Here is a 24,859-nt window from a genome sequence, read left to right as displayed (position 1 = left end):
GAATTGAATATGAATTGGCTTGCGCGAAACATAGGGTAGGAAAGTATCATCGATCACCAAAGACGACTGCAGCGTAGTTGAATAACCGCTTCATGTTTTAAAAATTGCGGAGGCAATTTAATTTGTCCAATTCGTGAAATTTTATGTTCTTTTATTTTCAACACGCTCCGGGGTGGTGTAGGGTGTTAGCTAAATCCATGGATTGCCCCCTTGGCTATAAATAGGTAAGCTCTCCGGGGTTAAAACCGATTCCGCAGGAACCCTCTGCATTCATGCGAGAAGTCGTTGTTCCCATTTATTCATCCCTTTTCGGCTTGTAAAGCTGCCAAGCCTTGCTATCGTTGGTTTTGGGATCTTAAAATTCTATTATGCATAAAGATATGCTGAGACCATGAAGCGGATCTGTACGTTTTACACCAAAGAAAAAGCCTGTAAGTTAGAAACTTACAGGCTTTGTGATCCTGGAGGGACTCGAACCCCCAACCTCTGCGGCCGTAACGCAGTGCTCTATCCAATTAAGCTACAGAACCAAGATTTTTTGCTTGCTTGTGAACCCTTGTTCTCAATTGCGATGCAAAAGAAGCGTATTTCCCGGACTTGAGCAAATAATAAGTGCGAAAAAATTCAACTGTTTTTTAGTGGTAGCAAGCAATTGCCAATGATTCAAATGCTAAGCAGGATCCTCAAGCTACAAAAAAATGTGATTTTTTATGGATACGGGCAACATCAAAAAAAGCGCACCCGTAGGGCACGCTTCTTTTGTAAGTGTACTATTTTACCAGATGCTGGCCCTGTCTTTGGGAGCGATATAAAGGGCAGCACTCTTTTCCAGGTTAAAAGCATCGTAAAAGGCTTGCAGGTTGGGCAGGGGGCCGTTCACCCGGTTAATGCCCAGGGAGTGCACATCCGTTTTGGTGCGACGCAGTATTTCCTTATCACGTATGTTTTGTGCCCACACGCGTGAGTAGCCCAGAAAGAAACGTTGTTCGTGCGTGAAACCATCAATATCGGCAATTGCTTCCTGGTTGGCGATGGCGTTATGATAGGCCTGGTAAGAGATGGTGAGTCCCCCCAGATCGGCAATATTTTCGCCTAATGAAAGGGCACCATCGGCATGGGTGCCTGGCAGCACTTCAATGTGGTTAAACTGATCGACCAACACCTGCGTGCGGGCATTGAAACGGGCAGCATCTTCCTCGCTCCACCAACTCTGCAGGTTACCGTCTTTCCCATAGAGGCGTCCCTTATCATCAAATCCATGGGTCATCTCATGTCCGATCACCACACCGATGGCACCGTAGTTAACGGCATCATCGCCATCCAGGTAGAAGAAGGGAGGCTGCAGAATGGCAGCAGGAAATACAATTTCGTTACCCACCGGACTATAGTAGGCATTGACTGTTTGCGGGTTCATATGCCAGGCTTCCTTATCCACCGGCTTACCAATCTTCGACATCTCATAGGCAAAATCAAAGCGATTACTGGCCATGATGTTACCCAGGTAGGAATCGGTGCTGATGTTCAGCTTACTGTAGTCGCGCCATTTATTAGGGTAACCAATCTTAACACGTATGGCTGCCAGTTTCTCGTGAGCGGCCTGCTTCGTTTCGGCTCCCATCCATTCGAGCTGATCTATGCGCTGACCAAAGGCAATACGCAGATTCTCCACCAGGCTGTCCATGCGCTGTTTGGCAGCCGGAGGGAAGTACTCAGCCACAAAGAGCTGCCCCACGGCTTCACCCAGTGCATCATTGGTGCTGTCCAGCACTTTTTTCCAGCGCGGTGCCATGGCTTTTTGTCCCGATAGGGCGGCTCCGTAAAAGGTAAAGTTGGCCTTCACAAAATCATCACTCAGGTAAGGCGCTGTGTTGCGCAGTACAGCAGCACGTAATACCTGCTTCCAGGTGTTCACCTCTTCCTGCTCAAACATACGAGCCACCGCTTTGATAAAGCGAGGCTGGCTGACGTTAATAGCCTCTGGAGCAGCCATATCAATGCCGCTCAGGAAGTCTATCCAGGGAAAGGAAGGCGCTAGGCCTTGTAAACCTTGCACATTCATTTTATTATAGGTAGCGTGGGGATCCCGGTTCTCAAGGCGCGTGTTAGAAGCCTCTGCAAGTGCTGTTTCAAAGGCCATCACGCATGCTGCGCTGGCTGTTGCTGCCTCACTGGGGCTACCGCTCAGCTCAAATAAGCTGGTCAGGTAGTCCGTATAGGCTTTGCGTAGCCCGGCCGATATTTCATCGTTCTCCAGGTAATAATCGCGATCGGGCATGCCCAGTCCTCCCTGGTAGATGCCGGCAATGGTCATGCCACTGTTTTTCTGATCGGCCGTGGCGTAAAAATAAAACAGAGGGGCCATCTGTTGCCTTTGCAGTTGGCTGATCATGGCCACGACAGCCGCCTTACTTTCAATGCTGTTTATCTGATTCAGCAGGGCTTGTATGGGCTGATGGCCAGCGGCGTTAATGGCGGCGGTATCCATGCCGGCACTATAAAAATCACCTATCTTTTGGCTTAACGAACCGCTAGCACCTTTTTTAGCCGCGGCTTTTTCCACAATGCTTTTTACCTTTTCCTTGCTCTGCTCAGCCAGCAGATCGAAGCTGCCAAAGCGGCTCTTGTCATCGGGCAGGGGGTGCTGCTTCATCCATCCGCCATTGGCGTACTGATAAAAATTGGTGCCGGGATCTACACTTAGATCCATGTCATCGGCCGAGAATACGGGTTTGATCAGCTCTTTGGTCTTGGTGCTTTGCTGACAAGCACCAAGGGACAGTCCCAGGGCACAGAAGCTCAGTAAAGCGGTTTTTGGTATTGTTCTCATGAATGTGTTGTTGTATGTTATGAAACATAAAGCCTTTTCAAAAGGCCTTGCAAATTAAGAGAAAAGCACTGATTTGACCAAAGATAAAAACATGATTGATGGCAAGTTACATTTACCAGATAAAAGCGCTAGTATTTGATATTTAACACTTTAGCTATTACTAACAGACTGGATGTTTGAATCCAAAGGCGATTTGCGATAATCGGATAAACAAATCTTAAATATGCTTGTTTAGCAGTATAGTTTTGTTATCTGGAGATGACAATTTGGGGCAAAACATTTTGATGAAAATGTTTGTTTTAAAAACGGTATTTAGATTTTGTTTAAATAACACTTAGCAGAAATTTTCTAGAATTAATAAACATAAGAATATGTCAACATTTGAAATTTTAATGCCGAAAATGGGCGAGAGCGTAGAAGAGGCAACAATTACAAAATGGTTTGTTTCTGAGGGAGACAAGGTTCAGGAGGACGATGTCTTATTGGAGATAGCCACCGATAAAGTTGATTCTGAGATACCATCGCCCGTGGCGGGCACGGTGAAATCGATAAAATACCAGGTGGATGACGTGGTGGCGGTGGGGTTGCCGGTGGCTGTCATTCTGCTGGAAGGTGCCGAAGATACAGAAGAGGCACCGGAAGCTGAAGAAGCTGTTCAGGAGACAAAAACGGACAGGCCAACACAAGCTCCACAGGACAGTGAGTCTACGGATGAGTCGCTGCTTTCCTCCGATCGTTTTTACTCACCCCTGGTGCGTAATATGGCCAAGGCCGAAGGCATTGATGCCCGCGAGCTGGAGCAAATACCGGGCACGGGCAAGGAGGGTCGTGTAACCAAGACAGATATGCAGAATTATCTGGCCAATCGCAACCATCAGAAGCCAGCCGAAGCACCCACGAGCGCGGCACCATCGGCGCCGGCTCCCGAGAAAGCTCATAAGGTGCATGTTTCGGTATCGGCCAACGATGAAATTGTGGCCATGGGGCGCATGCGTAAGCTCATTGCCGATCACATGGTGATGTCAAAGCAGGTGTCGCCCCATGTAACCAGCGTGGTGGAGGCCGATGTGACCAATATGGTGCTGTGGCGCACCCGGATGAAGGATGCCTTTATGAAGAAATATGGCGAGAAGATAACCTACATGCCCATCATCACCGAGGCGGTGGCCAAGGCATTGCGCGATTTCCCGGGGGTGAATGCTTCGGTGGATGGCGATAATATTATCCTGCGTAAGTCGGTTAATGTGGGCATGGCCGTTTCGCTACCATCGGGCGATCTCATCGTGCCGGTGATCAAGCAGGCCGATCAGAAAAATCTGGTGGGTCTTACCGGGGAGGTAAACCGTCTGGCACAGGATGCCCGTGCCAATAAGCTGGCACCCGATGATATTCAGGGCGGTACCTTTACCATCACCAACTTCGGATCCTTCCAGAACATCATCGGAACTCCCATTATCAATCAGCCTCAGGTGGCCATCCTGGCGACGGGGGCTATCGAGAAAAAGCCGGCCGTGATTGAAACACCGGCAGGGGATGTGATTGGTATCCGCCACAAAATGTTTCTGTCCTTATCTTACGATCACCGCATTGTAGACGGAGCCCTGGGGGGTGCTTTCCTGCGCCGCATTGGCGATTATCTGGAGGCCTTCGAGCTGGATCGTGATATATAGTGTTAGAAAAGATTCACAGTATGGAGGTGCGTTTATAGGCACCTTCCTTATTATAACCTTGAATAAAATATTGTTAACATGAGTGATATTCCTAAGATACATTCCATCAAGAAAACCGACAAGGAAACCCTGTTGAAGTGGTACCGCCTTTTGTTTTTAGGACGTACGCTGGATGAGAAAGCGCCCAATTACCTGAAACAGGCCATTGGCTGGTCTTACCATGCGCCGGCAGCAGGTCATGATGGTATTCAACTGGCCATTGGTCAGGTGTTTGACCGCAGTAAAGATCATCTGTTTCCTTATTACCGCGATTTGGTAACTAATATTTCGGCGGGTCTGACGGCCGAAGAGATCATCTACAATGGGATTTCCAAAGATGCCGATGTGGCAGGCGGTGGACGTCATATGTCCAACCACTTTGCCAAGCCGGCCTGGAACATACATAATGTTTCATCGTGTACTGGTAATCACACTTTGCATGCTGTGGGGGTTGCCCGTGCCATTAAGACCTATGAGGCCAAAGGGGTGGCCATCAGCTCTCAGGGCGAGTCATCCGTGTCGGAAGGTTATGTTTATGAAGCCATTAATGGCGCTTCTAAGGAGCAGCTGCCTGTGGTTTTTGTTTTTCAGGACAATGGTTATGGTATTTCGGTGCCCAAAAAAGACCAAACGGCCAACCGCAAGGTGGGTAAAAACTTCGAGGCCTTCAAGAACCTGCGTGTGATGTATTGCAATGGTAAGGATGTGTTTGATGCCATGAATACCATGTTGGAAGCGGTGCGATGGTCCGAAGAAAACCAGAAGCCGGTGATTGTGCAGGCCAATTGTGTGCGGATTCATTCCCACAGTAACTCGGATCGTCACGAGCTCTATCGCGATGATAATGAGTTGGGTTACGTAAAGGAGTATGATCCCCTGGCCAAATACCGTCGTTTGCTGCTGCGCTATGAGCGAGCCAGCGAGGCGGAGCTGAAGGAGATTGAAGAGGCGGTGGCGGCCGAGGTGAAACTAGCGCATCGCAAGGGCATGGCGGCACCGCATCCCACCCCTGAGTCGATTCACGATTTTGTGCTGCCCGAACCTTATACGGCCAACAAATATCCGGAGGGTGTGCACCAGGAACAGGGAGAGCCCAAGAAACTGATTCAGGGACTCAACGAGACGCTGAAGGCGGAGTTTCGTCATAATCCCCATACCTATCTTTGGGGGCAGGACATTGCCAATAAGGATAAGGGGGGCATCTTTAACGTATCGAAAGGCATGCAGCAGGAATTTGGCAAGAAGCGGGTGTTCAACGCGCCCATCGCCGAGGATTTTATCATGGGTACGGCCAACGGTATGGTGCGCTATAACAAAGATATCCGTGTGGTAGTGGAAGGTGCAGAGTTTGCCGATTATTTCTGGCCGGCCATGGAGCAGTTTGTGGAGACCACCCATGAGTATTGGCGTACCAAGGGGCAGTTTTCGCCCAATATAACGGTGCGCCTGGCATCAGGAGGTTATATCGGCGGTGGTCTTTACCATAGCCAGACCATCGAAGGTGCCCTGGCTACTTTTCCGGGTGTGCGCATTGTGTATCCGTCTTATGCCGATGATGCGGCAGGATTGCTGCGTACCAGCATGCGTTCCGAGGGGATGACGGTATTGCTGGAGCCCAAGGCCTTGTATAATGCGCCCAAGGCGGCTACGCCCATACCCGATGATTATGAAGTGCCATTTGGCAAGGCGCGCGTACGACGCACGGGTAAGGATCTGACCATCATCACTTACGGTAACACTACCCACATGTGTGTGGAGGTGGCCGAGCAGCTGGCCCAGCAGGGATTGGGTGATATTGAGGTGCTCGATCTGCGCTCGCTGATTCCGCTGGATACGGAGGCCATTATCACTTCAGTTCGTAAAACATCACGGGCGTTGGTGGTACATGAGGATAAGGTGTTTGGTGGTTTTGGTGGTGAGCTGGTGGCTCAGGTGATGGCCGATGCCTTCGAATACCTGGATGCTCCGGTAAAACGGGTGGGTTCCACTTTTACGCCGGTGGGCTTTAACCGTGCGCTGGAGGCGGCTGTACTGCCCGATAATGAGCGTATTATTAAGGCGGCGAAGGACTTATTGGCTTACTAAAAAAAAGGAATCATGAAGAAAATAGGTATTTTTTATAGTTTCCGCTCGGTGAAAACAGCTCAGCAGGTGAAGAAAATTGCTAAGGGGCTGGGCGACCAGGTGGAGTCGGTGGATGTGGATGTTGCTACCGGCAAGGATTTTATGAAGTATAGCAATTATATTCTGGCAGTACCCACCTGGTTCGACGGAGAGCTGCCTTCCTACTGGGACGAGTTCCTGCCTTCCATTGAAGATGAGGATCTGAGTGGAAAACAGTTTGCCCTTTTTGGTGGGGGCGATCAGAAGGGCTATCCCGAGAATTTTGTGGATGGCCTGGGGCTGATGGCTGAGTTCCTGGAGGAGCATGGTGGAAAAATAGTAGGTTTTACTTCCACTGAGGGTTATCACTTTGAAGGAAGTAAGGCACAGCGTGGTGATGAGTTTGTGGGCCTGGCACTGGATATCGAAAATCAGGCAGCGCTGAGCAATGAACGCATCGAGCAATGGGTAACCGGCCTGAAGAAGGTTTTTAAATAATTTTAAAGATGCATGATAAAAAAGGATGGCCTTGGGGTCATCCTTTTTTTTATTAACAATAATTAAGTCCCTGAGGATACGCTAGAAAAAAAGGCATGATATTAGGTATATTCTGAGCAAAGTCGGCAATTACCTTCAGCAGAGGGACAAATTTCTAAATCACAGGTATGCTCAAGGGATAGCCCTGCTTTTTACTGCGCTATTGATAATATATAGCTGCTAGCTATAGAAGTTTGAACATTTGTAAATTTTAGAAAGGGTAGGGTAGTTGGTGACAGATGTAATCGAACATGCAGATTTACATTTCTACATTAGGAAAAGAAAAAAGGGGACCAATGCCACATTTACAGTTGTAAACAATAACATAATCATAACACCTCTATTTTTTGTTTACAATATTACATCGAGAATTAACCATTCGATCCAAATTACTTGCCTTGTTAGTTGACAAAGGTAAATACGCCCAGAACTTATGCATTAGCAAGTGTTCCACTGCATATACACCATTAAACCAGCACGTTAAAGCTTTTATATAAAGTTTAATATCAATCACACACAGGATTAGAGCGTATAATTATACATAGTGGTCAAAAAACAAGTACTATGCAGTTATATATGCTTGTATACCAGTATTTAACTAGATTTACTTCAAGTAAAAATGCAATAATTATTAAAGCTATGCTTATCAGCTGTTTACAGATGCGGTCACAGTACCCCCATAGTCCTCTAAACCCTAATTAAGCTCTGGAGTGTTTAGTCTTGTAATATGCCTACCGTATTGCGCGGCAGTTGCTTATAAAGACTCATTACGAGTAGTGCTTTATGGGGCCCAATGCATAGTGGATGGTGAATAGGTGCATGTTGACCTTGAGGAAGTGGCTTGGTGTTTATATCCGATATTTTCAGCCGATACATTTGTTACTATAAAAAGTTTGTTTACATTTGTACCGCAAGGAAGTGAAGGAAGACGGAAGGAAAATTTGATTTATTAAATACATTTGTAGTGAGTGTTAAGTTTACAAGTGTATTGTTTGACGGGGAGTTTTCTTTACTTAGCCTAAAACAACTGATTTAAAGATGTAAACAGATGAAATCACGTATTCAAGCGCTATTAAAACACGAGGGGATGACGCCTTCACAGTTTGCTGATGCCATAGGTGTGCAGCGTTCAGGCGTATCGCATATTTTAGCAGGTCGCAATAAGCCCAGTGTGGATTTTCTGTCCAAATTAATGGCTCGTTTTCCACATATCAGTGGCGATTGGTTGATTACGGGGCAGGGTGAGATGTTGCGTGCTGAAGCGGCGGCCGCTGTAAAGGATCGTCAGTTGCATTTATCCATGGAGCAGGAACGTCCCGCTACCAGCTTTAAAATGCCCAAAAAAGCACTGAAAGAAGAGCCTGAACCGGTTTATGAGACCCTGTCTAAGCCGCAGCAGCCGGTTCTACCTCCCTTGCCAAAGGCAGAAGGTAAACGCATTGAGCGCATTATTGTGTTTTATGATGACCGAAGCTTTTCTGAATTCCGTCCGGAGACACCATGAGCTTAGCCCCTGAGTTGTATTTTTAAGGCGCGGTTTGCTTCTTCTGTCGTTAAAATCAAAGGGGCAATAGGCGCTATTTCTTAATTTGTTTTGGTATCTTTGTGCAATTTTAAGCCGTTTACAAGTGTAAATCGCGGTTTGTGACTATTCACAATTAATTGTTTATAAGCTACATGAAGAAATACATCGACGATTTTAAGGTCGTTCATAACGAACGCTTAAACCACGAGTATGTCATTCTTACCCTGCAACACCCGGGGCGTTTACCGGCGATGTTGCCCGGTCAGTTTGTGGAGGTGCGGGTGGATAATGCACCACATACCTTTCTGCGACGTCCTATTTCTATTCACGATGTGGATGAAAAGACCAATACTATGAAGTTGCTGGTGCAGGAGGTGGGCGAAGGAACGCGCCGGATGGGCCAGCTGCAGGCGGGTGATACCTGTAACCTGGTATATCCTCTGGGTAACTCCTTTTCCTTGCCGAAGGGCAAGCGTGTGCTGCTGGTAGGTGGCGGCTGTGGTATTGCGCCCCTCTTATTATTGGGTAGGTACCTGAAGGAACAAGGCATTGCGCCTCGTTTTTTATTGGGAGCCCGTAGTAAAGATGGATTGATCGCAATGGAGGCCTTTCGCAGTCTGGGCGAGGTGTTCACTACTACCGAGGATGGCTCGGAGGGCACCAAAGGTTTTGTTATTCATCACCCTGTGATGCGAACTGATACACCGGAGATTGATCAGATATATACCTGTGGTCCTGAGCCCATGATGAAAGTGTTGGCCAAATATGCTGCCAAGCATGGCATTGCCTGTCAGGTATCGCTCGAAAACCAGATGGCCTGTGGCTTTGGAGCTTGTTTATGTTGTGTGGCTGATACCCGGGACGGACACAAATGCACTTGTACTGATGGACCCGTTTTTGATTCAACTTATTTAAAATGGTAGACTTAACAATAGATTTAAACGGATTGCAGCTGAAGAATCCGGTGATGACGGCCTCGGGTACTTTTGGCTACGGCGAGGAGTTTATGGATTTTTTTGATATCAGCCGCCTGGGGGGCGTGCTGGTGAAGGGAACCACCCTGGAACACCGCGAGGGCAATGCCTACCCGCGCATGGCTGAGACGCCGCGGGGGATGCTTAATGCAGTGGGACTGCAAAATAAAGGGGTACGGTATTTTGCCGAGCATATTTATCCGCGCATCAAAGATTATCAGACCAATATGCTGGTTAATGTGTCGGGCTCTACCATTGAGGACTATGTGCAGACGGCTGAGGTAGTTAATGAACTGGACAAGATACCCGGCATTGAGCTGAACATCTCATGCCCTAACGTGAAAGAAGGGGGCATGGCCTTTGGTACCAGCTGCCCTTCTGCCATGGCTGTTGTGGAGGCGGTGCGTAAGGTGTATAAGAAGCATCTGATGGTGAAGTTATCGCCCAATGTTACTAATATCGCCGAGATTGGCGCGGCTGTTGAAGGGGCGGGTGCCGACTCTATTTCCCTGATTAATACCTTGCTGGGCATGGCCATTGATGCGAAATCACGGCGCCCTTTATTATCAACGGTTACCGGGGGTTTATCCGGAGCTGCCGTGAAGCCTGTGGCCTTGCGCATGGTGTGGCAGGTAGCCCAGGCTGTGAAGGTGCCGGTAGTAGGCATGGGTGGTATTATGACAGCCACTGATGCCATTGAGTTTATGCTGGCGGGTGCTTCGGCCATTCAGGTGGGTACGGCTAACTTTATTGATCCCTGTGTGACCGCAAAGATTGTGGACGGTTTGGAAAACTACTGCGCTGAGCAGGGCGTGGAAAAGATTACGGACTTGGTGGGGGCTTTAGAATTATAACTTAGCGCTTACTTACTTGTAATGATAGAAATGGCTCGCCTTAAGGCGGGCTTTTTTTTGTGAGTTACATTTGTAATATCGCTACGTAGCATCTCTAGAAATCTGTTTGCGACATATGTAAATAATGAAATTTGCATCAATTTACACATGTAGTGTGCCTATGCGCTTTGGGATTTCACATTTGTACTCATCACTATTTGACAATTGTAATCTAGCAGAATTTACTGCTGAAAGGCAGAGCATATGCCCATCTCCTAGGATAGAGTGGTTAGGCGGCCTGAAAAATGTTTGGATACTGTTCTGACTTCACTATATGCCTATAGCGAGCTCAATTATATGCATTCGTCTACTTAAAAGCCTTAACAAAGGGGATAGTGTAGGGATTCTACCCACTGGCACTCAGATAGTCGTCCCTTTTAACACTCAGGTTGATGATGGGCTTAAAACTCTGGCGAATGGTAGTCCAGCGCTGTGGGTATTGCTCCAGCAATTGTAGGATGCGTATTTTATTCTTGCGCAAGGCATCAGATATAGCCGGTGCACTGATGGGTTTGGCCATGGCGGCCCCCACATCGGCACTGGTTATGGCTTGCCCCCTCTGCTGTAGGGCATTGGCAGCATTCTCCAAACGGTCCAGCAGTTGCATGGTCTTGCTTTGACGTGTCTGCGGCTGCTGATTTGCTGTCGTGTGGTCTGATGACTGGCTTGTATCGCTGGGTAATATTAAATAGGCTTCATCGAGTGAAATGGTATCACCCGGGGTAGCCGGGAATAGTTTACAGATGTAATCTACTGCTTTATCAAGGGCTTGCTCAATTTGCCGGTAGCTGCCGGGTGAATTCAGTATTTTCGCTTGGGTGTTTTTAGATATAACATAATTAACACCGTCTCTTTCGCTTTGTTTATTCAAGTATGAGTCTAACCATTGGCTTTTCCAATCTGTGAACTCGTTTTGTGAGTTCTGTGTTACCATCTGTCTGGCGCTCAATAATTCACGGGTTTGTTCCCGAAAGGTTTTTTCAGCGGTAGTATTGCGCTCAAAAGTATTAAGACTGATGCTGGCAAACTGACTGGCCATTTTTCCGATAATGGCTTTGTGGCTGGTTTCGAGTTGACTGCGTCCGTCACTAATGCCAAAGTTGCTGCAGTCATTGCGAAAAAATAAATAGGACAAGATGGCCAGGTGGCTAACCTGACTCTTTACCAGTAGCACAAGGTATTGTGACTCAGAAAAGAGATCGAGTTGGGCAATGCTAAGGGTGGCTTGCTGCACAAACGGAAGGTGCTCAGGACGTAACCACTGGTGTGGCTTGCGCTCGGCAATGATCTCATCGAGCCGGGCAGCAAGTTCTTCACCCACAGTCATGGGCACCATGGCCTGCTGCAGCTGACGGTTCCATTCCATGGCTTCATAACCGGGCTCAACATTGTTTATTCTGTAAAATAGGATAACCCGGTCAAGTCCATTCAAAAATAGCTGCCACTGCTCTAATAAAAAAGCAGCGGGATGATTGTGAGACGCTATTTTCAAGGGGCTATTCATGTTGGTCACTTAATTAAGCAAATCTACAAAAATTAAGTAATAACTTAAGCAGATGCTTAAGTTAATTATGCAAAACTTATACTTAAGCAAGGCGAAAATACTACTTAATAAGTTACTAAGCAATTGAAAATGAACAGATATTTGCATAAATTCTTTTTGTTCTCCTACCCAAGAGAGAACAATTAGCTAAATGGCGAACACTGAAAAACTTAAGCTATGGCAAATGACTATTATCGTTTTCTGGATGTGCTGGCTGAATGGTTTATGTACCTTTTCTTCGATCCGGCTTATCATGTCACCCATCTTGAGGAAGGGCAGACAACCGAGACTGTTTTGGAAAAAAAAGTTATCGTCTCTTTAACAAAGCATCTAACAATAATGCACAAACGTCTGGCACAGCCAATTCACTTCAGTGGCATTGGCTTGGTCACTTTTTTCAGCCCGATTATCAGTGAATCTTGTGCTGCATTAATTCGTTTTGCTCGAAGCCTTCCGCAGCCCTTGTGGCTAATGACACAACGGATTCAACAAAAAAGCCACCTACCTGGTGGGATAAATGGCTTACTTGCAAAGGGGAAATATTAATATTTTAATCAAAGATATCCTGTTCACCAAGATAACCTTCCTGAATGACAGTCATCTTGATATTCTGGCTGTTCACCACACTGGCCTGTAATAGTATGGCCGGCACCAGGCGTTTGCCGTTGTTTACAGTGATATCCATATTGGATGGCGCTTCCCCATCGGCAATTTTAATGGCGGCATTGGCAGCGGCTAGGGCAAGCGATTCAATGGGCTTATAGATGGTGATAGTTTGGTTACCCGCTACAATGTTACGTACTGCTTGTATATCAGCATCCTGACCTGCCAACAGCACCTTGCCGGCCTTGTTATGCTCCTTGAGGGCTTCAATGGCGCCCGAGGCCAGCGCATCATTACCACAGATAATCGCATCCACCGAATTGTTGGCCCCCAGATAAGTGCTGAGGATGCGATAGGCTTCATCGGGCAGCCAGTAATTACTAAACTCATCCACCACTACCTGAATGTCTCCTCTGTCAATAAGGGGTTGCAACACATTCATCCAACCCAGGCGCAGCAGGTAAGCGTTGTAGTCGGAAGTGGGGCCACTAATAAGTACATAATTACCCTGGGGACTGATCTTCGTTAGATAGTTGGCTTGCAGCTCACCGATATTGATGTTATCGGTAGAGACATAATAATCAAGATTACAGTTTTTTATCAGGCGGTCGTAAGATATTACCGGTACATAATGTTGATGAGCCAGCTTAACAATCTCACCGGCTCTTTCAAGATCCACGGGTACCACCACCAATACATCCACCCCATCTTCCAGGAGTTTTCGGGCCTGCTCAAGCTGCTTATCGGCATTCGAACCGGCAACTTCCACCAGGGGAATGCCGCCCAGCTCATCCACCTTTTGCTCAAATAGGGCTTTGTCTTTGTTCCAGCGCTCTATATCCAGGCTGTCCATCAGAAAACCGACCTTGGGTTTAGTCTCACAGGCGCTAAGCACCACCAAAAGCAAGGCAAAAATAAAATATCGCAAGATCAGCTTGTAACGCGAAATCTGTACACCAGGGGATTGGAATTTTACATCGATCCTTTGTGCATCCGCTGTGCAGGGGGTTGTTTCGTCGATTCGTCTCATACCGATTATTTTGTGGTGGATAATTTTGAATTTAATTTACAAAAAATGCGATCCAAAGTAAAGCATGGAGGCTGAAAATTACGTGCTGTGCGACTTACGGGTTCCGCTGTTAATGAGTCGAAGGAGGCTTAGCTTTCTCAAACTGCCAATCGGTTTTTTGAAATTCGGAGGCTTTCTGCTGAGATTGCTTATCTTGCTGTTGGTTTCCAATAAATTCAAAAATCAAAGAATATGCTTATTCATAATCAACATTACCGCACGGTGTGGTACGATCGGCAGAGCAATGTGGTGAGCCTGATCGACCAACGCAAACTACCCTTTCAGCTGGAGATACTGCATTGTAAGGATTACCGGGAGACAGCTGCTGCCATTGCCCATATGGCGGTACGGGGTGCCGGTGCCATTGGTGCTACGGCGGGCTTTGCCATGGCCCAGGCCTTTGTCTCACTGAAGGATGAGGGGGCGATCACTAAGGCACGACTGCTGATAGAAGCCACCCGGCCCACCGCAGTAAATTTATTCCATGCCACTCAAAAAGTATATATGGCGGGCCTAGAGTCAGTGCAGCAGGCTGGCAAGGCGGCACAGGATTGGGCCGATGCGGATGCGCGAATGTGTCAAAGCATTGGGGAGTACGGAAATACCCTCTTGCCGGATGATGCAAGGGTGCTTACTCATTGCAATGCCGGCTGGCTGGCCTTTGTGGATTATGGATCTGCCTTGTCGCCGGTTTATACAGCCAAGCAGGCGGGCAAAAGCCCTTTTGTTTATGTGGATGAGACGCGTCCACGGGGACAGGGGGCACGCCTGACGGCCTATGAGCTGTTTCATAATGGCATAGCACATAAAATTATTGCCGACAATGCGGCGGCATTCTATATGGCAAGGGGTGAGGTGGACCTGGTAATTACCGGAGCCGACCGCATTGCAGCCAATGGCGATGTGGCCAATAAAATTGGCACACTGGAAAAGGCCATCCTGGCCAAAGAATTCGGACTTCCCTTTTATGTGGCGGCGCCCTTTAGCACCTTTGATTTTAATGCCGATAGTGGTGCATCCATTCCCATTGAAGAACGTGCGGATGAAGAACTACTTTATCACGAAGGTCCCGACGAGGAGGGGGTGATGCGAAAGATACGCATGGCAGCACCGGGATGCCGGGGATTGAATCCTGCCTTTGATGTAACTTCTTCCCAATATATTACGGCCTTTATCACGGATCGTGGCATCTTCAAACCCTCCGAGCTACATGCCTTAAAAACGGATACCGCTGCCGAGGGGTGATGAAATCATGTTGCTGTACCTTATTCTACAAGGCTCTGTGATTTAGGGTGGTGATAATTTATTAAAAAATAGGGATATATAATTTTGAATTAAATTATATATCCCTATTTTTGTTATGAATTAATCAATTTACGACCGCAATATAATGGATCTGTACTACTATATGATTATCCACACCATTTTTATCACCCCTTAGGGGGCGGGTCGTATATATCATTCTCTTTACAATATCTATGGCTGCTGTAGTGCCACTGGGCAGAAACGGGTGTCCTGTTTATAAATACATTACAAGCCAGTAACTAAAACTAACAATATGAAGGTGTTAAAATTTGGCGGTACTTCCATGGGAAGTGACGCAAGCATCCGAAAAGTACAGCGCATCATTGAGCAGACGGCAGCATCCACGCCGCTAATTGTTGTGGTATCGGCGGTAAGTGGTGTGACCGATCGTCTAACCAAGGCGGCTCAACTGGCAAAAGTGGGTGATCCCTACGAGACTTTGCTAGATGAGTTGGACAACACTCACCGACAATTAATAAAGTCGCTACTGACACCTGTGCAACAGATGGCTGTTACAAAAGACTATGAGGGTATCTGGCAAGAGCTGACGCAGGTGCTGAAAGGGGTGAGTCTCACCCGCGAACTGAGCACCAAGAGTTATGATACGATAGTAGCTACGGGCGAAAGAATCTCTGCCTTGCTACTGAGTGCACGCCTGGGCAATGCCCAACTGTTCGATAGTCGCCGTTTCATTAGCACGGAGGCCAACGGGCGGGGGCATCAGGTGCAGCTGACCAATACGCTCCAGGCCCTTGGTGAACTGCGCTTTTCATTAGGGCATGTGAATGTATTCCCGGGTTTTATTGCCGGTAACGAGCAGGGAGAGACCACCACCCTGGGACGTGGGGGCTCTGATTATTCAGCCGCTTTGCTGGCAGCCGGTGTGGGTGCCGGGCAGCTGGAAATATGGACTGACGTGGATGGTTTTATGTCGGCTGATCCCCGTTTGATCAAACGTGCCTATTGCATTGATCACCTGAGCTATGCCGAGGCCATGGAGCTGTCGCACTTCGGGGCCAAGGTCATCTATCCGCCCACCATACTGCCGGCACTTCAGAAGAAAATACCCATCCGGGTAAAAAATACTTTTCAACCCGCATCGCCGGGTACCCTGATTGACGAACATCGTGATGCCCAAAAGACGGTGAAGGGCCTATCATCCATCCGTGAGGTAGCATTGCTGACGCTGCAGGGAAGTGGCATGATTGGTGTCACCGGTATCTCTATGCGTTTGTTCAGCGCTCTGGCAGCGGCCGATATCAATATTATCCTGATCTCACAAGCCTCCAGCGAGAACAGTATCAGTGTTGTGCTGGATCAGGGCGATGCGGAAACGGCACGCCTGGCCCTGATCAGAACCTTTGAGAAGGAAATTGCGAGGGGAGCCATTAATGGTGTTACCGTAGAGAAGGATATGGCGGTGGTGGCCATTGTAGGTGAGGGCATGAAACGATCGGCTGGCGTGTCAGGTCGTCTCTTTGATAGCCTGGGGCGTAACGGTATTAACATCTATGCCATTGCACAGGGGGCTTCGGAGCTGAATATTTCCTTTGTCATTCGGGATGCCGATCTGCGCAAGAGCCTGAATGTGGTCCACGAAGCCTTTTTCCTGAGCTCCTACCAGGCCATTCATCTCTATCTGGTGGGAGTGGGAGTGGTGGGCAAGAGCCTGCTGCAAAAAATAGAGCGGCAAGCCCAGCGCCTGCTCAAGACGGAGCACCTGAGCATTCGTCTGGCCGGGCTGGCCAATTCCAGGGGCATGGTTTTTAGTGAGCGGGGACTGCCCCTCAATCAGGCCTTGGATCGCTTGCAGGTTGCTCCGGCAGGAACAATGAATCAATTTGTTGATCAAATTATTACCAACAACTACTCCAACAGTGTGTTTGTCGATTGTACAGCAAGTGCAGCGGTAGCCGGCCACTACCAGCGTTTGCTCGAAAACAATGTGTCGGTGGTAACGGCCAATAAAATTGCCGGTGCTTCGGCCTATGAGCATTATGCCAACTTAAAAAAGACGGCGCGCAACAAGGGTGTGAAGTACCTGTTTGAGACCAATGTGGGAGCAGGATTGCCCATTATTAACACGATTAATAGCCTGGTGCAGAGCGGAGACCGCATCCTGCAGCTGGAAGGGGTTTTGTCGGGTACCTTAAATTACATTCTTAATAATGTAAGTGCGCAAAATCCCCTTTCAAAAGTTGTGAAAGAGGCCATGGGAAAGGGGTATAGTGAACCGGATCCGCGCATCGACCTGAGCGGTACTGATGTGGTACGTAAGCTGCTGATACTGGCTCGGGAGAGTGAATATGCCCTTGAAGAGGAGCACATTGAAACCACATCGTTTATTCCTTCAGATCTATTCCGGGAGGAATCTGTATCGGATTTTCTGAGGCGTTTAGAGGACTATGATATGATCTTTGAACAACAACGAAGTGCTGCCGAGGCAAAAGGCAAAGTGCTGCGCTATGTGGCGGCTCTCAAAGGCGGACAGGCTCGGGTGGGCTTTGTGGAGGTGGATGTTGAACATCCGCTTTACCAGCTGGCCGACAGTAATAACAAGGTACTGCTGCGATCAGATTATTATTATGATCATCCCATGGAGATTAAAGGCTATGGGGCGGGTGCCGATGTGACGGCAGCAGGGGTGTTTGCCGATATTATTAAAGTACTTAATTTATAAAGGATCATATCGTATTCTGTCAAAAGCGCTTGTGTTCCTTTTAACTAATATCTTATCACTTAGAATGCGCCTTGGCACATTCTAAGTGACCATTGAAAAGAAATTTTTATTGCATGAAACATTTAGTAATACTGGCCGATGGTTTTGCCGACCGGCCCATTGAAAGCCTGGGGAATAAAACCCCCATGATGGCGGCACGTACACCGCACATCGATCGCCTCTGCCAACGCTCGCGCTGTGGCACGCTTAAGACCATTCCTGATTCGCTGCATCCGGGCAGTGAGGTGGCTAACATGACCATCATGGGATACGATGCCGAGCGCTACTACCAGGGACGAGGGGTTCTGGAGGCCACTTCATTGGGGCTTGATCTGGCACCTGATGACCTGGTGTTTCGCTGCAACCTGGTAACAGTGGAAAATGCCAAACTGCTGAATCATTCGGCAGGTCATATTTCCACTACCGAGGCACGCCAGCTGGTGGATGTGTTGAATGAACAGCTGGGGGATGAGCAGGTGGAATTTTATACTGGGGTGAGTTATCGACATGTGCTACGCATTAAAGGAGGAGTACCCGGCATGGAATGCACACCGCCCCACGATGTACCGGATGAATATGTGGAGACGGTGCTGCCACGGCCATTTGAACACAACGCCACAGCCAAGCGTTTGCGCCAGTTAATGTTTGCTTCCAATGAGCTTTTGTGTAATCACCCTGTGAATGTGCATCGCCGAAAGAAGGGATTGCCTGTGGCCAACATGATTTGGCCCTGGTCGCCGGGGGTGCGACCGGATATGCCTAATCTGAAAACCCTGTATGGTATTGAGAAAGGAGCGGTGATTTCGGCAGTGGATCTGATTCATGGCCTGGGACGCCTGGCCGGATTGGAATCCCTACATGTGGAAGGGGCAACGGGTTTGTATGATACCAATTATTCAGGCAAAGCAGCGGCAGCCCTGGCAGCCCTGAACGATCATGACTATGTCTATCTGCACATTGAGGCACCCGATGAGGCGGGGCACGAAGGGGATGTGGCCTTAAAGATAAGAACACTGGAGGATATTGATCAGCATGTTGTAAAGCCCGTGTTGGCCTACCTCGATGAGCATCCCGAGGCACTGACGGTAGCTTTCCTGCCCGATCATCCGACGCCCTGTGCGCTACGCACCCACACGCGCGATCATGTGCCTTTTATGCTCTATCAGCCTGGGGCTAATGCCGATAAGGTAACCGTGTATAATGAGGTCTCCGTGCAAGAAGGAAGCCTTGGTTTTGTTGATCAGACGGCTTTTATGCCCTTATTATTATCTGCTAAAAAATAATCTATGCTTTATTATAGTACCAACGATAAAAATCTGCGCCATCCGCTAAAAACGGCTGTCATCAGTGGGCTGGCACCCGATAAGGGATTGTACATGCCCGAGACCATACCCATGCTGAGCAACGATTTCTGGTTGAAGCTGCCGGACATGTCTCTGGGTGACATTGGTTTTGAGACACTGCGCCCATTCTTTTGTCCGGACATACCTGAGTCTGCTTTCCAAACGCTTACAAGGGAGGCCTTTAACTTCCCCGTTCCCCTGATACCCGTTAATGAGCGTTTGGGTGCGCTGGAACTCTTTCACGGTCCCACACTGGCCTTTAAAGATATAGGTGCCCGCTTTCTGGCCCGTGTAATGGCACATTTCACCCGAACAGATGAGCGCCCCATCAATGTGTTGGTGGCGACTTCAGGTGATACGGGCAGTGCCGTGGCCAATGGCTTTCTGGGCGTAAAAGGGGTGCGTGTCTTTGTGCTGTATCCTAAAGGTTTAGTCTCTAAGGTGCAGGAGATGCAGTTTACGACCCTGGGGCAGAATATTACGCCCATCGAAATAGCGGGTACCTTTGATGACTGCCAGCGATTGGTTAAAACGGCCTTTATGGATGAAGAGCTGCGGGAAGCCATGACGCTTACTTCAGCCAACTCCATTAATGTGGCGCGTTTCCTGCCTCAAATGGTGTATTATTTTCATGCATATGCTCAGGCCATAAAGCAGGGACATCGTGATGTAGTGGTGGCTGTGCCCAGTGGTAATTTCGGTAACCTGACAGCGGGATTAGTAGCGCAGCGCATGGGATTGCCCATTAAACGCTTTATCGCCGCTACTAATCGTAACGATGTGGTACCACAGTACCTGGCAACCGGGCACTATGCGGCAAGACCCAGCATTGCTACTCCGGCCAATGCCATGGATGTGGGGGATCCCAGTAACTGGGCACGCATCGAGGACCTCTTTCAGCACGATGTAACACGCATAAAAGCCCATCTGATGGCACATGCCGTCGATGACGCAACTATTTTCTCAAGTATCAAAAACTTTTTTGCATCCGCGAATTATGTCTTGGATCCACATGGAGCAACGGCCTGCGCTATACTTGAGGAACAACTGCAAAATGGGGAGTACGGAGTGTTTCTGGGCACCGCCCATCCGGCCAAATTCCCTGAGGCCGTGGAACTAACACTGGAGCGTACTGTTGAACAGCCGGAGCGCCTGCGCGCCTTTATGCAGGGCAGTAAGAAGAGCGAACAAAGCTCAAAATCCTATGATCATTTCAAAGAATTACTGTGTAGAAAGGGCGGAGTGTAGCTCTGATTGTTTTAAAAAATAAAGGCTTTTTTTAGATATTTTCAAAAAAAAACTATTTTTACATCCATTGAAGAACATTGTATCAATTGAAAATAAAAAAAAAGAATTGTTATGAAGTATTTAGCAACTTTATCCCTTGCGTTAATGATGTCTTTAGGAGCTATTGCTCAGGAAGAAAGTGCTGTTGAATTCAAGAATCAGGGGAATGATGCACTGAGAGCCAAAAATTATAAGGGTGCACTCGAAGCTTTTGAAAAGGCCATTGCTGCCTGGGGTGATGAGGAAATGGATGCCGCCATGGTATATAATACCGCCACCAGTGCCCGTAAAATTAAAAATTATGAAAAAGCACAGAAATATTACGGCGAGTCAAAAAAGCTAGGTTATAAACCTGATGCTGCAACATATTACATTGCGGCAGCTTGCAAGAGCATGGACAAAGACAAGGAAATGGAAAAAGTGCTGTTGGCCGGTATTGAAGAGTATGGAACCAGTAAATATGTGAAACACATGAAAAAAATGTTGGCTGGTTACTATGTAATAGAGAGTAATGCGCTTTACACCAAGGGGCAGAAAATCTTGAATACACGCGTGGATGGTAACCGCGACCAGTGGGATGCTATTAAGGCCAAAGCCAAAACAGTATTGGACGAGGCAGCTGCATTTGCCAATAAGGCTTTAGAGTATGATGCTGCTAACAAAAATGCGCAGGCGATCCTGAGCGGTATCGATACTTTCCTGGCGAGCTAATTGCCAAATAATAAAATTATTGAGCGACAAGTAGCCTTACTTGTCGCTTTTTTTATTTAAAAACAACACGTGAATCATAGCGAATAAAGAGATGTGCGATAATTTTGTGCTTTTTTTACTGAAATTTAAAAGTAACGCAGTTATTTTGCAGCTTAAGCTCTAAAAAAACAGATATTGATGAAACAACTTTTTATAATAATATTACTCACCTGGGTGACCACTGGCATGGCTCAAGAGGCTGATGTAATAAAGAGTGATGCCATTATGCAGGAGAGCGTAATGCAGTACCGCACAGCGGCAGAACTATATGAAAAAGCAGCTCATTTATACGAAGCCAACGGACAAATCGACGCTTTCTCCTTCTTCAAAGCAGGACAGAATTATGTGAAGGTGAAAAGTTATGCTAAGGCACTTACAATGTTAGAAAAAGCGCAAGCTAACAACTATGAGGAGGCCAACTTATACGCTGCCATGGGCGATGCGCAGGCGGGCCTTAAGCAGTTTGATAAGGCTGAGCAGACCTTGCTAAAGGGTAAGAAGCTATTTCCTGATCAACAGGCGGAGTTTACAAAAAAGCTTGGTTATCTCTATTTTAACTCACGGCAGTACGATCAGGCTGTGGAGTGTTTAAATGCGGCTATTCAGGTAGAACCCAATAACTACACTTACCACTACTTGCTTGGCTCGTCTTACGAACGGCTGAAAGATTACCAATTGGCAGCAACGGAGTTGGAAAAGGTAGTGGCATTACACCCCAATCATAAAAACAGTATTAAGAAGCTGGGGGTTATCTACTTTAAGCTAACAAACCACCTATATGAAAAGGAAACAAAGCGCTACGAAGCACTGAAGAGTCCCACGAGGATGGATTACCATAATTCTACCCAGAAACTGGAAGAAATTGCCTTGGACTATAAGAAGTCACTACCCTATTTGGAAAAAGCGCATAGCTTCTCACCCAAGGACAAAGCAATTATTGCCTGCTTAAGTGTGGCGTATCGCAGGTTGAAAATGGAGGAGAAGGCTGCTCAGATCACTCCTCTTCTGAAATAGGAATTATGATAATGCTATAAAACGCGAGAAGGCTGCACGATGTATCGTGCAGCCTTCCGCTTTTTTATATACTTTTCGATTATGACTCTTTTGATAGGGCCTCTATTTCCGTGGTGATTTTCTTTTCTTCTGCATCAAAATCAACTTTAATAATATCACCTTCTGATACACTGGCCTGAATAATCACCTCGGCCATCTCATCTTCCAGATATTTCTGAATGGCTCGCTTCAGGGGCCGTGCACCATACTGAACATCATAACCTTTAGTGGCGATAAAATCCTTGGCGGCATCAGACAATACCAGCTTGTAACCCAGCGCCTCCACGCGCTCATACAGGCCTTTCAGCTCTATGTCGATGATCTTGTGAATATCTTCTTTCTCAAGACTATTAAAGATGATCACATCATCAATACGGTTGATAAATTCCGGTGCAAAGGCTTTTTTCAGGGCTTTCTCAATAACGCCTTTGGCATGGTCGCGATCGGAGATACTGCTGGCTGGCGTGAAGCCTACGCCACGGCCAAAGTCTTTTAACTCGCGCGTACCAATGTTGGAGGTCATGATGATAATGGTATTTTTAAAGTCCACCTTACGGCCCAGGCTGTCTGTCAGACGCCCCTCATCCAGCACCTGAAGCAACAGGTTAAACACATCGGGGTGTGCTTTCTCTATCTCATCCAGTAGCACTACGGCATAGGGGCGACGGCGCACTTTCTCAGTCAGCTGACCACCTTCTTCGTAACCCACATATCCCGGAGGCGCTCCCACAAGGCGCGATACCGAGAATTTCTCCATGTACTCGCTCATATCGATACGGATCAGGGCATCGGTGGTGTCAAACAGGTATTTGGCGAGCACCTTGGCCAGGTGTGTTTTTCCCACACCGGTAGGCCCCAGAAAAACAAAAGAGCCGATGGGCCGATTGGGGTCCTTCAGGCCGGCACGATTGCGCTGTATGGCTTTCACAATTTTTTCGATGGCCATATTCTGACCAATCACCGATCCGTTGAGCTCTTTACCCATTTTCAGCAGACGAAAGCCTTCGGCCTGTGCCACCCGCTGCACCGGAATGCCTGTCATCATGGCTACTACTTCTGCCACTTTTTCAGCATCTACCTGCTCGCGGTGCTGCAATAGTTCTTCTTCCCATTTGCTTTTGGCGCTTTCCAGCTCTTCCATCAGGCTTTTTTCCTTATCGCGGAAGCTGGCCGCCAGCTCAAAATTCTGTGCCTTCACGGCGTTAATCTTGTTCTCTTTTACTTCGTCAATGGCGTTCTCAATCTTCACAATGGTGTCGGGCACCACAATATTAGAGATGTGTACACGCGAACCGGCCTCGTCAAGGGCATCTATGGCTTTATCGGGCAGATGACGATCTGAGATGTAACGCTCGGTTAACTTCACACAGGCTTCCACGGCTTCCGGTGTGTAGCTTACGTTGTGATGATCTTCGTACTTCTCGCGTATGTTATTTAGTATCTCCACGGTTTCTTCTATGGAGGTGGGCTCCACCATTACCTTCTGAAAGCGGCGTTCCAGGGCGCCATCCTTTTCAATATGCTGACGGTATTCATCCAGGGTGGTAGCGCCGATACATTGTATCTCACCGCGCGCCAGTGCCGGCTTCAACATATTGGCAGCATCCAGCGATCCGGTTGCGCCTCCGGCACCCACAATAGTGTGTATCTCGTCAATAAACAGGATGATATTGGGTGTGCGACTCAGCTCATTCAGAATGGCTTTCATGCGTTCCTCAAACTGTCCGCGATATTTAGTGCCTGCTACAATGGAAGCCAGATCGAGGGTAACCACCCGCTTGTCAAACAACACTCGTGACACCTTCTTCTCGTTGATGCGCAGCGCTAATCCCTCGGCAATGGCACTCTTACCCACGCCGGGTTCACCAATCAATATGGGGTTATTCTTTTTGCGGCGACTCAGTATCTGTGCCAGGCGCTCAATCTCCTTCTCACGCCCCACAATGGGATCCAGGCGGTTTTCTTCGGCGGCCTTGGTGATGTCAATGCCAAAATTATCAAGTACGGGCGTATCCGATCCTCCCTTTACATTTCCTTTGCTACCTTCGCCCGGGTTACTGCCTGAGCCGGAGCTTGAAAAGGGACTGTCCTGATCATCATCCTCCGGAAAATCAGCCTTGGCCAGGGGCTCCTCGCGCTCGATTAATTCTTTAACCTTTTGATAATTAATATTGTCTTCTGCCATAATTTCCCAAATTACGCTGCTCTTTTCTTTTAACAGAGCGATTAATAAATGACCGGTATTAACGCGATCGCTTTTCAGGGCTCGGGCCTCCAGGTGCACCAGCTTCAGCACGCGCTCCGACGATTGCAAGAGGGGCAGGTGATCACGCTGTATAGCCTCCTTCTCCCTGAGTGGAGCCTCCAGGGCTCGTTTGATGCGATCCATATCAGCATTGAGCCGCTCCAGCACCTCAATGGCGACACCTTCACCGGTGCGCAGAATGCCCAGCATCAGATGCTCCGGCGCAATAAATGCATTGCCCAGGCGTTCTGCCTCCTCTTTGCTGTAGGATATCACGTCTTTAATACGTGGCGAAAAATTTAAATCCATATTATTAGTTGAATCGTATTCTTAAAAACAAGTTGTCGGGGCTCTTGTTTAGCACCCAGACTATA

At 47.8% G+C, this 24,859-nt stretch carries 17 protein-coding genes and 1 tRNA gene; 13 read left to right on the top strand and 5 right to left on the bottom strand.

What is annotated here, in order from left to right:
• Positions 1 to 456 precede the first annotated feature (456 nt).
• A tRNA-Arg gene (locus ACRD7A_RS04120) sits at positions 457 to 530 on the bottom strand.
• A gap of 245 nt (positions 531 to 775) precedes the next feature.
• Positions 776 to 2,827, bottom strand: coding sequence for a M13 family metallopeptidase (locus ACRD7A_RS04115; RefSeq protein ID WP_430811142.1), 2,052 nt, complete (start codon positions 2,825 to 2,827; stop codon positions 776 to 778).
• A gap of 371 nt (positions 2,828 to 3,198) precedes the next feature.
• On the opposite strand from ACRD7A_RS04115, the gene ACRD7A_RS04110 reads away from it, so the two are divergent.
• The 6 genes from ACRD7A_RS04110 to ACRD7A_RS04085 all read left to right on the top strand — a co-directional run bounded on the left by ACRD7A_RS04110 (position 3,199) and on the right by ACRD7A_RS04085 (position 10,529).
• Positions 3,199 to 4,497: a dihydrolipoamide acetyltransferase family protein gene (locus ACRD7A_RS04110; RefSeq protein ID WP_430811141.1), complete on the top strand. Its 1,299-nt coding sequence runs from the start codon at positions 3,199 to 3,201 to the stop codon at positions 4,495 to 4,497.
• Positions 4,498 to 4,575: 78 nt separating this feature from the next.
• The gene (locus tag ACRD7A_RS04105) at positions 4,576 to 6,621 is read left to right on the top strand and encodes an alpha-ketoacid dehydrogenase subunit alpha/beta (protein ID WP_430811140.1); all 2,046 of its coding nucleotides are present in this window, start codon (positions 4,576 to 4,578) and stop codon (positions 6,619 to 6,621) included.
• Positions 6,622 to 6,633: 12 nt separating this feature from the next.
• Entirely contained in the window at positions 6,634 to 7,137 is a 504-nt protein-coding gene (locus ACRD7A_RS04100) for a flavodoxin (RefSeq protein WP_430811139.1), read from the top strand.
• 1,087 nt (positions 7,138 to 8,224) lie between these two features.
• Positions 8,225 to 8,680 (top strand): helix-turn-helix domain-containing protein, encoded by a 456-nt coding sequence (locus ACRD7A_RS04095; RefSeq protein ID WP_430811138.1) that lies wholly within the window; start codon positions 8,225 to 8,227, stop codon positions 8,678 to 8,680.
• A gap of 173 nt (positions 8,681 to 8,853) precedes the next feature.
• A complete protein-coding gene (locus tag ACRD7A_RS04090) occupies positions 8,854 to 9,624 on the top strand; it encodes a dihydroorotate dehydrogenase electron transfer subunit (protein ID WP_430811137.1) in 771 nt (256 codons plus the stop codon).
• Positions 9,618 to 10,529 (top strand): dihydroorotate dehydrogenase, encoded by a 912-nt coding sequence (locus tag ACRD7A_RS04085; protein ID WP_430811136.1) that lies wholly within the window; start codon positions 9,618 to 9,620, stop codon positions 10,527 to 10,529. The genes ACRD7A_RS04090 and ACRD7A_RS04085 overlap by 7 nt, the downstream gene beginning before the upstream one ends.
• 385 nt (positions 10,530 to 10,914) lie before the next feature.
• On the opposite strand, the gene ACRD7A_RS04080 is transcribed toward ACRD7A_RS04085, so the two are convergent.
• Positions 10,915 to 12,072, bottom strand: a complete 1,158-nt coding sequence (locus ACRD7A_RS04080; RefSeq protein ID WP_430811135.1) for a hypothetical protein — start codon at positions 12,070 to 12,072, stop codon at positions 10,915 to 10,917.
• Positions 12,073 to 12,288: 216 nt separating this feature from the next.
• On the opposite strand from ACRD7A_RS04080, the gene ACRD7A_RS04075 reads away from it, so the two are divergent.
• Positions 12,289 to 12,657 (top strand): hypothetical protein, encoded by a 369-nt coding sequence (locus ACRD7A_RS04075; protein WP_430811134.1) that lies wholly within the window; start codon positions 12,289 to 12,291, stop codon positions 12,655 to 12,657.
• Positions 12,658 to 12,661: 4 nt separating this feature from the next.
• Here the strand turns inward: ACRD7A_RS04075 and ACRD7A_RS04070 are convergent, their stop codons facing one another.
• Positions 12,662 to 13,744, bottom strand: coding sequence for a substrate-binding domain-containing protein (locus tag ACRD7A_RS04070; RefSeq protein WP_430811133.1), 1,083 nt, complete (start codon positions 13,742 to 13,744; stop codon positions 12,662 to 12,664).
• A gap of 231 nt (positions 13,745 to 13,975) precedes the next feature.
• Here ACRD7A_RS04070 and mtnA point away from each other — a divergent pair, with 231 nt between their 5' ends.
• The 6 genes from mtnA (at position 13,976) to ACRD7A_RS04040 (ending at position 22,201) form a co-directional block, all read left to right on the top strand.
• On the top strand, positions 13,976 to 15,028 hold the full coding sequence (gene mtnA, locus ACRD7A_RS04065; protein ID WP_430811132.1) for an S-methyl-5-thioribose-1-phosphate isomerase: 1,053 nt from the start codon (positions 13,976 to 13,978) through the stop codon (positions 15,026 to 15,028).
• Positions 15,029 to 15,341: 313 nt separating this feature from the next.
• Positions 15,342 to 17,768, top strand: a complete 2,427-nt coding sequence (gene thrA, locus ACRD7A_RS04060) for a bifunctional aspartate kinase/homoserine dehydrogenase I (protein WP_430811131.1) — start codon at positions 15,342 to 15,344, stop codon at positions 17,766 to 17,768.
• Between the two features lie 113 nt (positions 17,769 to 17,881).
• Entirely contained in the window at positions 17,882 to 19,090 is a 1,209-nt protein-coding gene (locus tag ACRD7A_RS04055) for a cofactor-independent phosphoglycerate mutase (RefSeq protein ID WP_430811130.1), read from the top strand.
• A 3-nt stretch (positions 19,091 to 19,093) separates the two neighbouring features.
• A complete protein-coding gene (thrC, locus tag ACRD7A_RS04050; protein ID WP_430811129.1) occupies positions 19,094 to 20,398 on the top strand; it encodes a threonine synthase in 1,305 nt (434 codons plus the stop codon).
• Positions 20,399 to 20,509: 111 nt separating this feature from the next.
• Entirely contained in the window at positions 20,510 to 21,148 is a 639-nt protein-coding gene (locus tag ACRD7A_RS04045) for a tetratricopeptide repeat protein (RefSeq protein ID WP_430811128.1), read from the top strand.
• A 177-nt stretch (positions 21,149 to 21,325) separates the two neighbouring features.
• A complete protein-coding gene (locus ACRD7A_RS04040) occupies positions 21,326 to 22,201 on the top strand; it encodes a tetratricopeptide repeat protein (RefSeq protein ID WP_430811127.1) in 876 nt (291 codons plus the stop codon).
• 79 nt (positions 22,202 to 22,280) lie between these two features.
• Here the strand turns inward: ACRD7A_RS04040 and ACRD7A_RS04035 are convergent, their stop codons facing one another.
• Positions 22,281 to 24,794, bottom strand: coding sequence for an ATP-dependent Clp protease ATP-binding subunit (locus ACRD7A_RS04035; RefSeq protein ID WP_430811126.1), 2,514 nt, complete (start codon positions 24,792 to 24,794; stop codon positions 22,281 to 22,283).
• Positions 24,795 to 24,859 lie beyond the last annotated feature (65 nt).

It is taken from the genome of Carboxylicivirga longa, from assembly GCF_050589825.1.
In the GTDB taxonomy this organism is placed as follows: Bacteria; Bacteroidota; Bacteroidia; order Bacteroidales; family Marinilabiliaceae; genus Carboxylicivirga; species Carboxylicivirga longa.
This window is presented reverse-complemented; position numbering and strand designations above follow the sequence as displayed.

What these genes read in the sequence shown, in the direction of transcription:
- ACRD7A_RS04040 (WP_430811127.1), top strand. Translation starts at nt 21,326, where the DNA reads ATGAAACAACTTTTTATAATAATATTACTCACCTGGGTGACCACTGGC.
- ACRD7A_RS04070 (WP_430811133.1), bottom strand. Translation starts at nt 13,744, where the DNA reads ATGAGACGAATCGACGAAACAACCCCCTGCACAGCGGATGCACAAAGG.
- thrA (WP_430811131.1), top strand. Translation starts at nt 15,342, where the DNA reads ATGAAGGTGTTAAAATTTGGCGGTACTTCCATGGGAAGTGACGCAAGC.
- ACRD7A_RS04090 (WP_430811137.1), top strand. Translation starts at nt 8,854, where the DNA reads ATGAAGAAATACATCGACGATTTTAAGGTCGTTCATAACGAACGCTTA.
- ACRD7A_RS04075 (WP_430811134.1), top strand. Translation starts at nt 12,289, where the DNA reads ATGGCAAATGACTATTATCGTTTTCTGGATGTGCTGGCTGAATGGTTT.
- ACRD7A_RS04100 (WP_430811139.1), top strand. Translation starts at nt 6,634, where the DNA reads ATGAAGAAAATAGGTATTTTTTATAGTTTCCGCTCGGTGAAAACAGCT.
- ACRD7A_RS04110 (WP_430811141.1), top strand. Translation starts at nt 3,199, where the DNA reads ATGTCAACATTTGAAATTTTAATGCCGAAAATGGGCGAGAGCGTAGAA.
- ACRD7A_RS04115 (WP_430811142.1), bottom strand. Translation starts at nt 2,827, where the DNA reads ATGAGAACAATACCAAAAACCGCTTTACTGAGCTTCTGTGCCCTGGGA.
- ACRD7A_RS04055 (WP_430811130.1), top strand. Translation starts at nt 17,882, where the DNA reads ATGAAACATTTAGTAATACTGGCCGATGGTTTTGCCGACCGGCCCATT.
- ACRD7A_RS04045 (WP_430811128.1), top strand. Translation starts at nt 20,510, where the DNA reads ATGAAGTATTTAGCAACTTTATCCCTTGCGTTAATGATGTCTTTAGGA.
- ACRD7A_RS04035 (WP_430811126.1), bottom strand. Translation starts at nt 24,794, where the DNA reads ATGGATTTAAATTTTTCGCCACGTATTAAAGACGTGATATCCTACAGC.
- ACRD7A_RS04080 (WP_430811135.1), bottom strand. Translation starts at nt 12,072, where the DNA reads ATGAATAGCCCCTTGAAAATAGCGTCTCACAATCATCCCGCTGCTTTT.
- ACRD7A_RS04105 (WP_430811140.1), top strand. Translation starts at nt 4,576, where the DNA reads ATGAGTGATATTCCTAAGATACATTCCATCAAGAAAACCGACAAGGAA.
- ACRD7A_RS04095 (WP_430811138.1), top strand. Translation starts at nt 8,225, where the DNA reads ATGAAATCACGTATTCAAGCGCTATTAAAACACGAGGGGATGACGCCT.
- mtnA (WP_430811132.1), top strand. Translation starts at nt 13,976, where the DNA reads ATGCTTATTCATAATCAACATTACCGCACGGTGTGGTACGATCGGCAG.
- ACRD7A_RS04085 (WP_430811136.1), top strand. Translation starts at nt 9,618, where the DNA reads ATGGTAGACTTAACAATAGATTTAAACGGATTGCAGCTGAAGAATCCG.
- thrC (WP_430811129.1), top strand. Translation starts at nt 19,094, where the DNA reads ATGCTTTATTATAGTACCAACGATAAAAATCTGCGCCATCCGCTAAAA.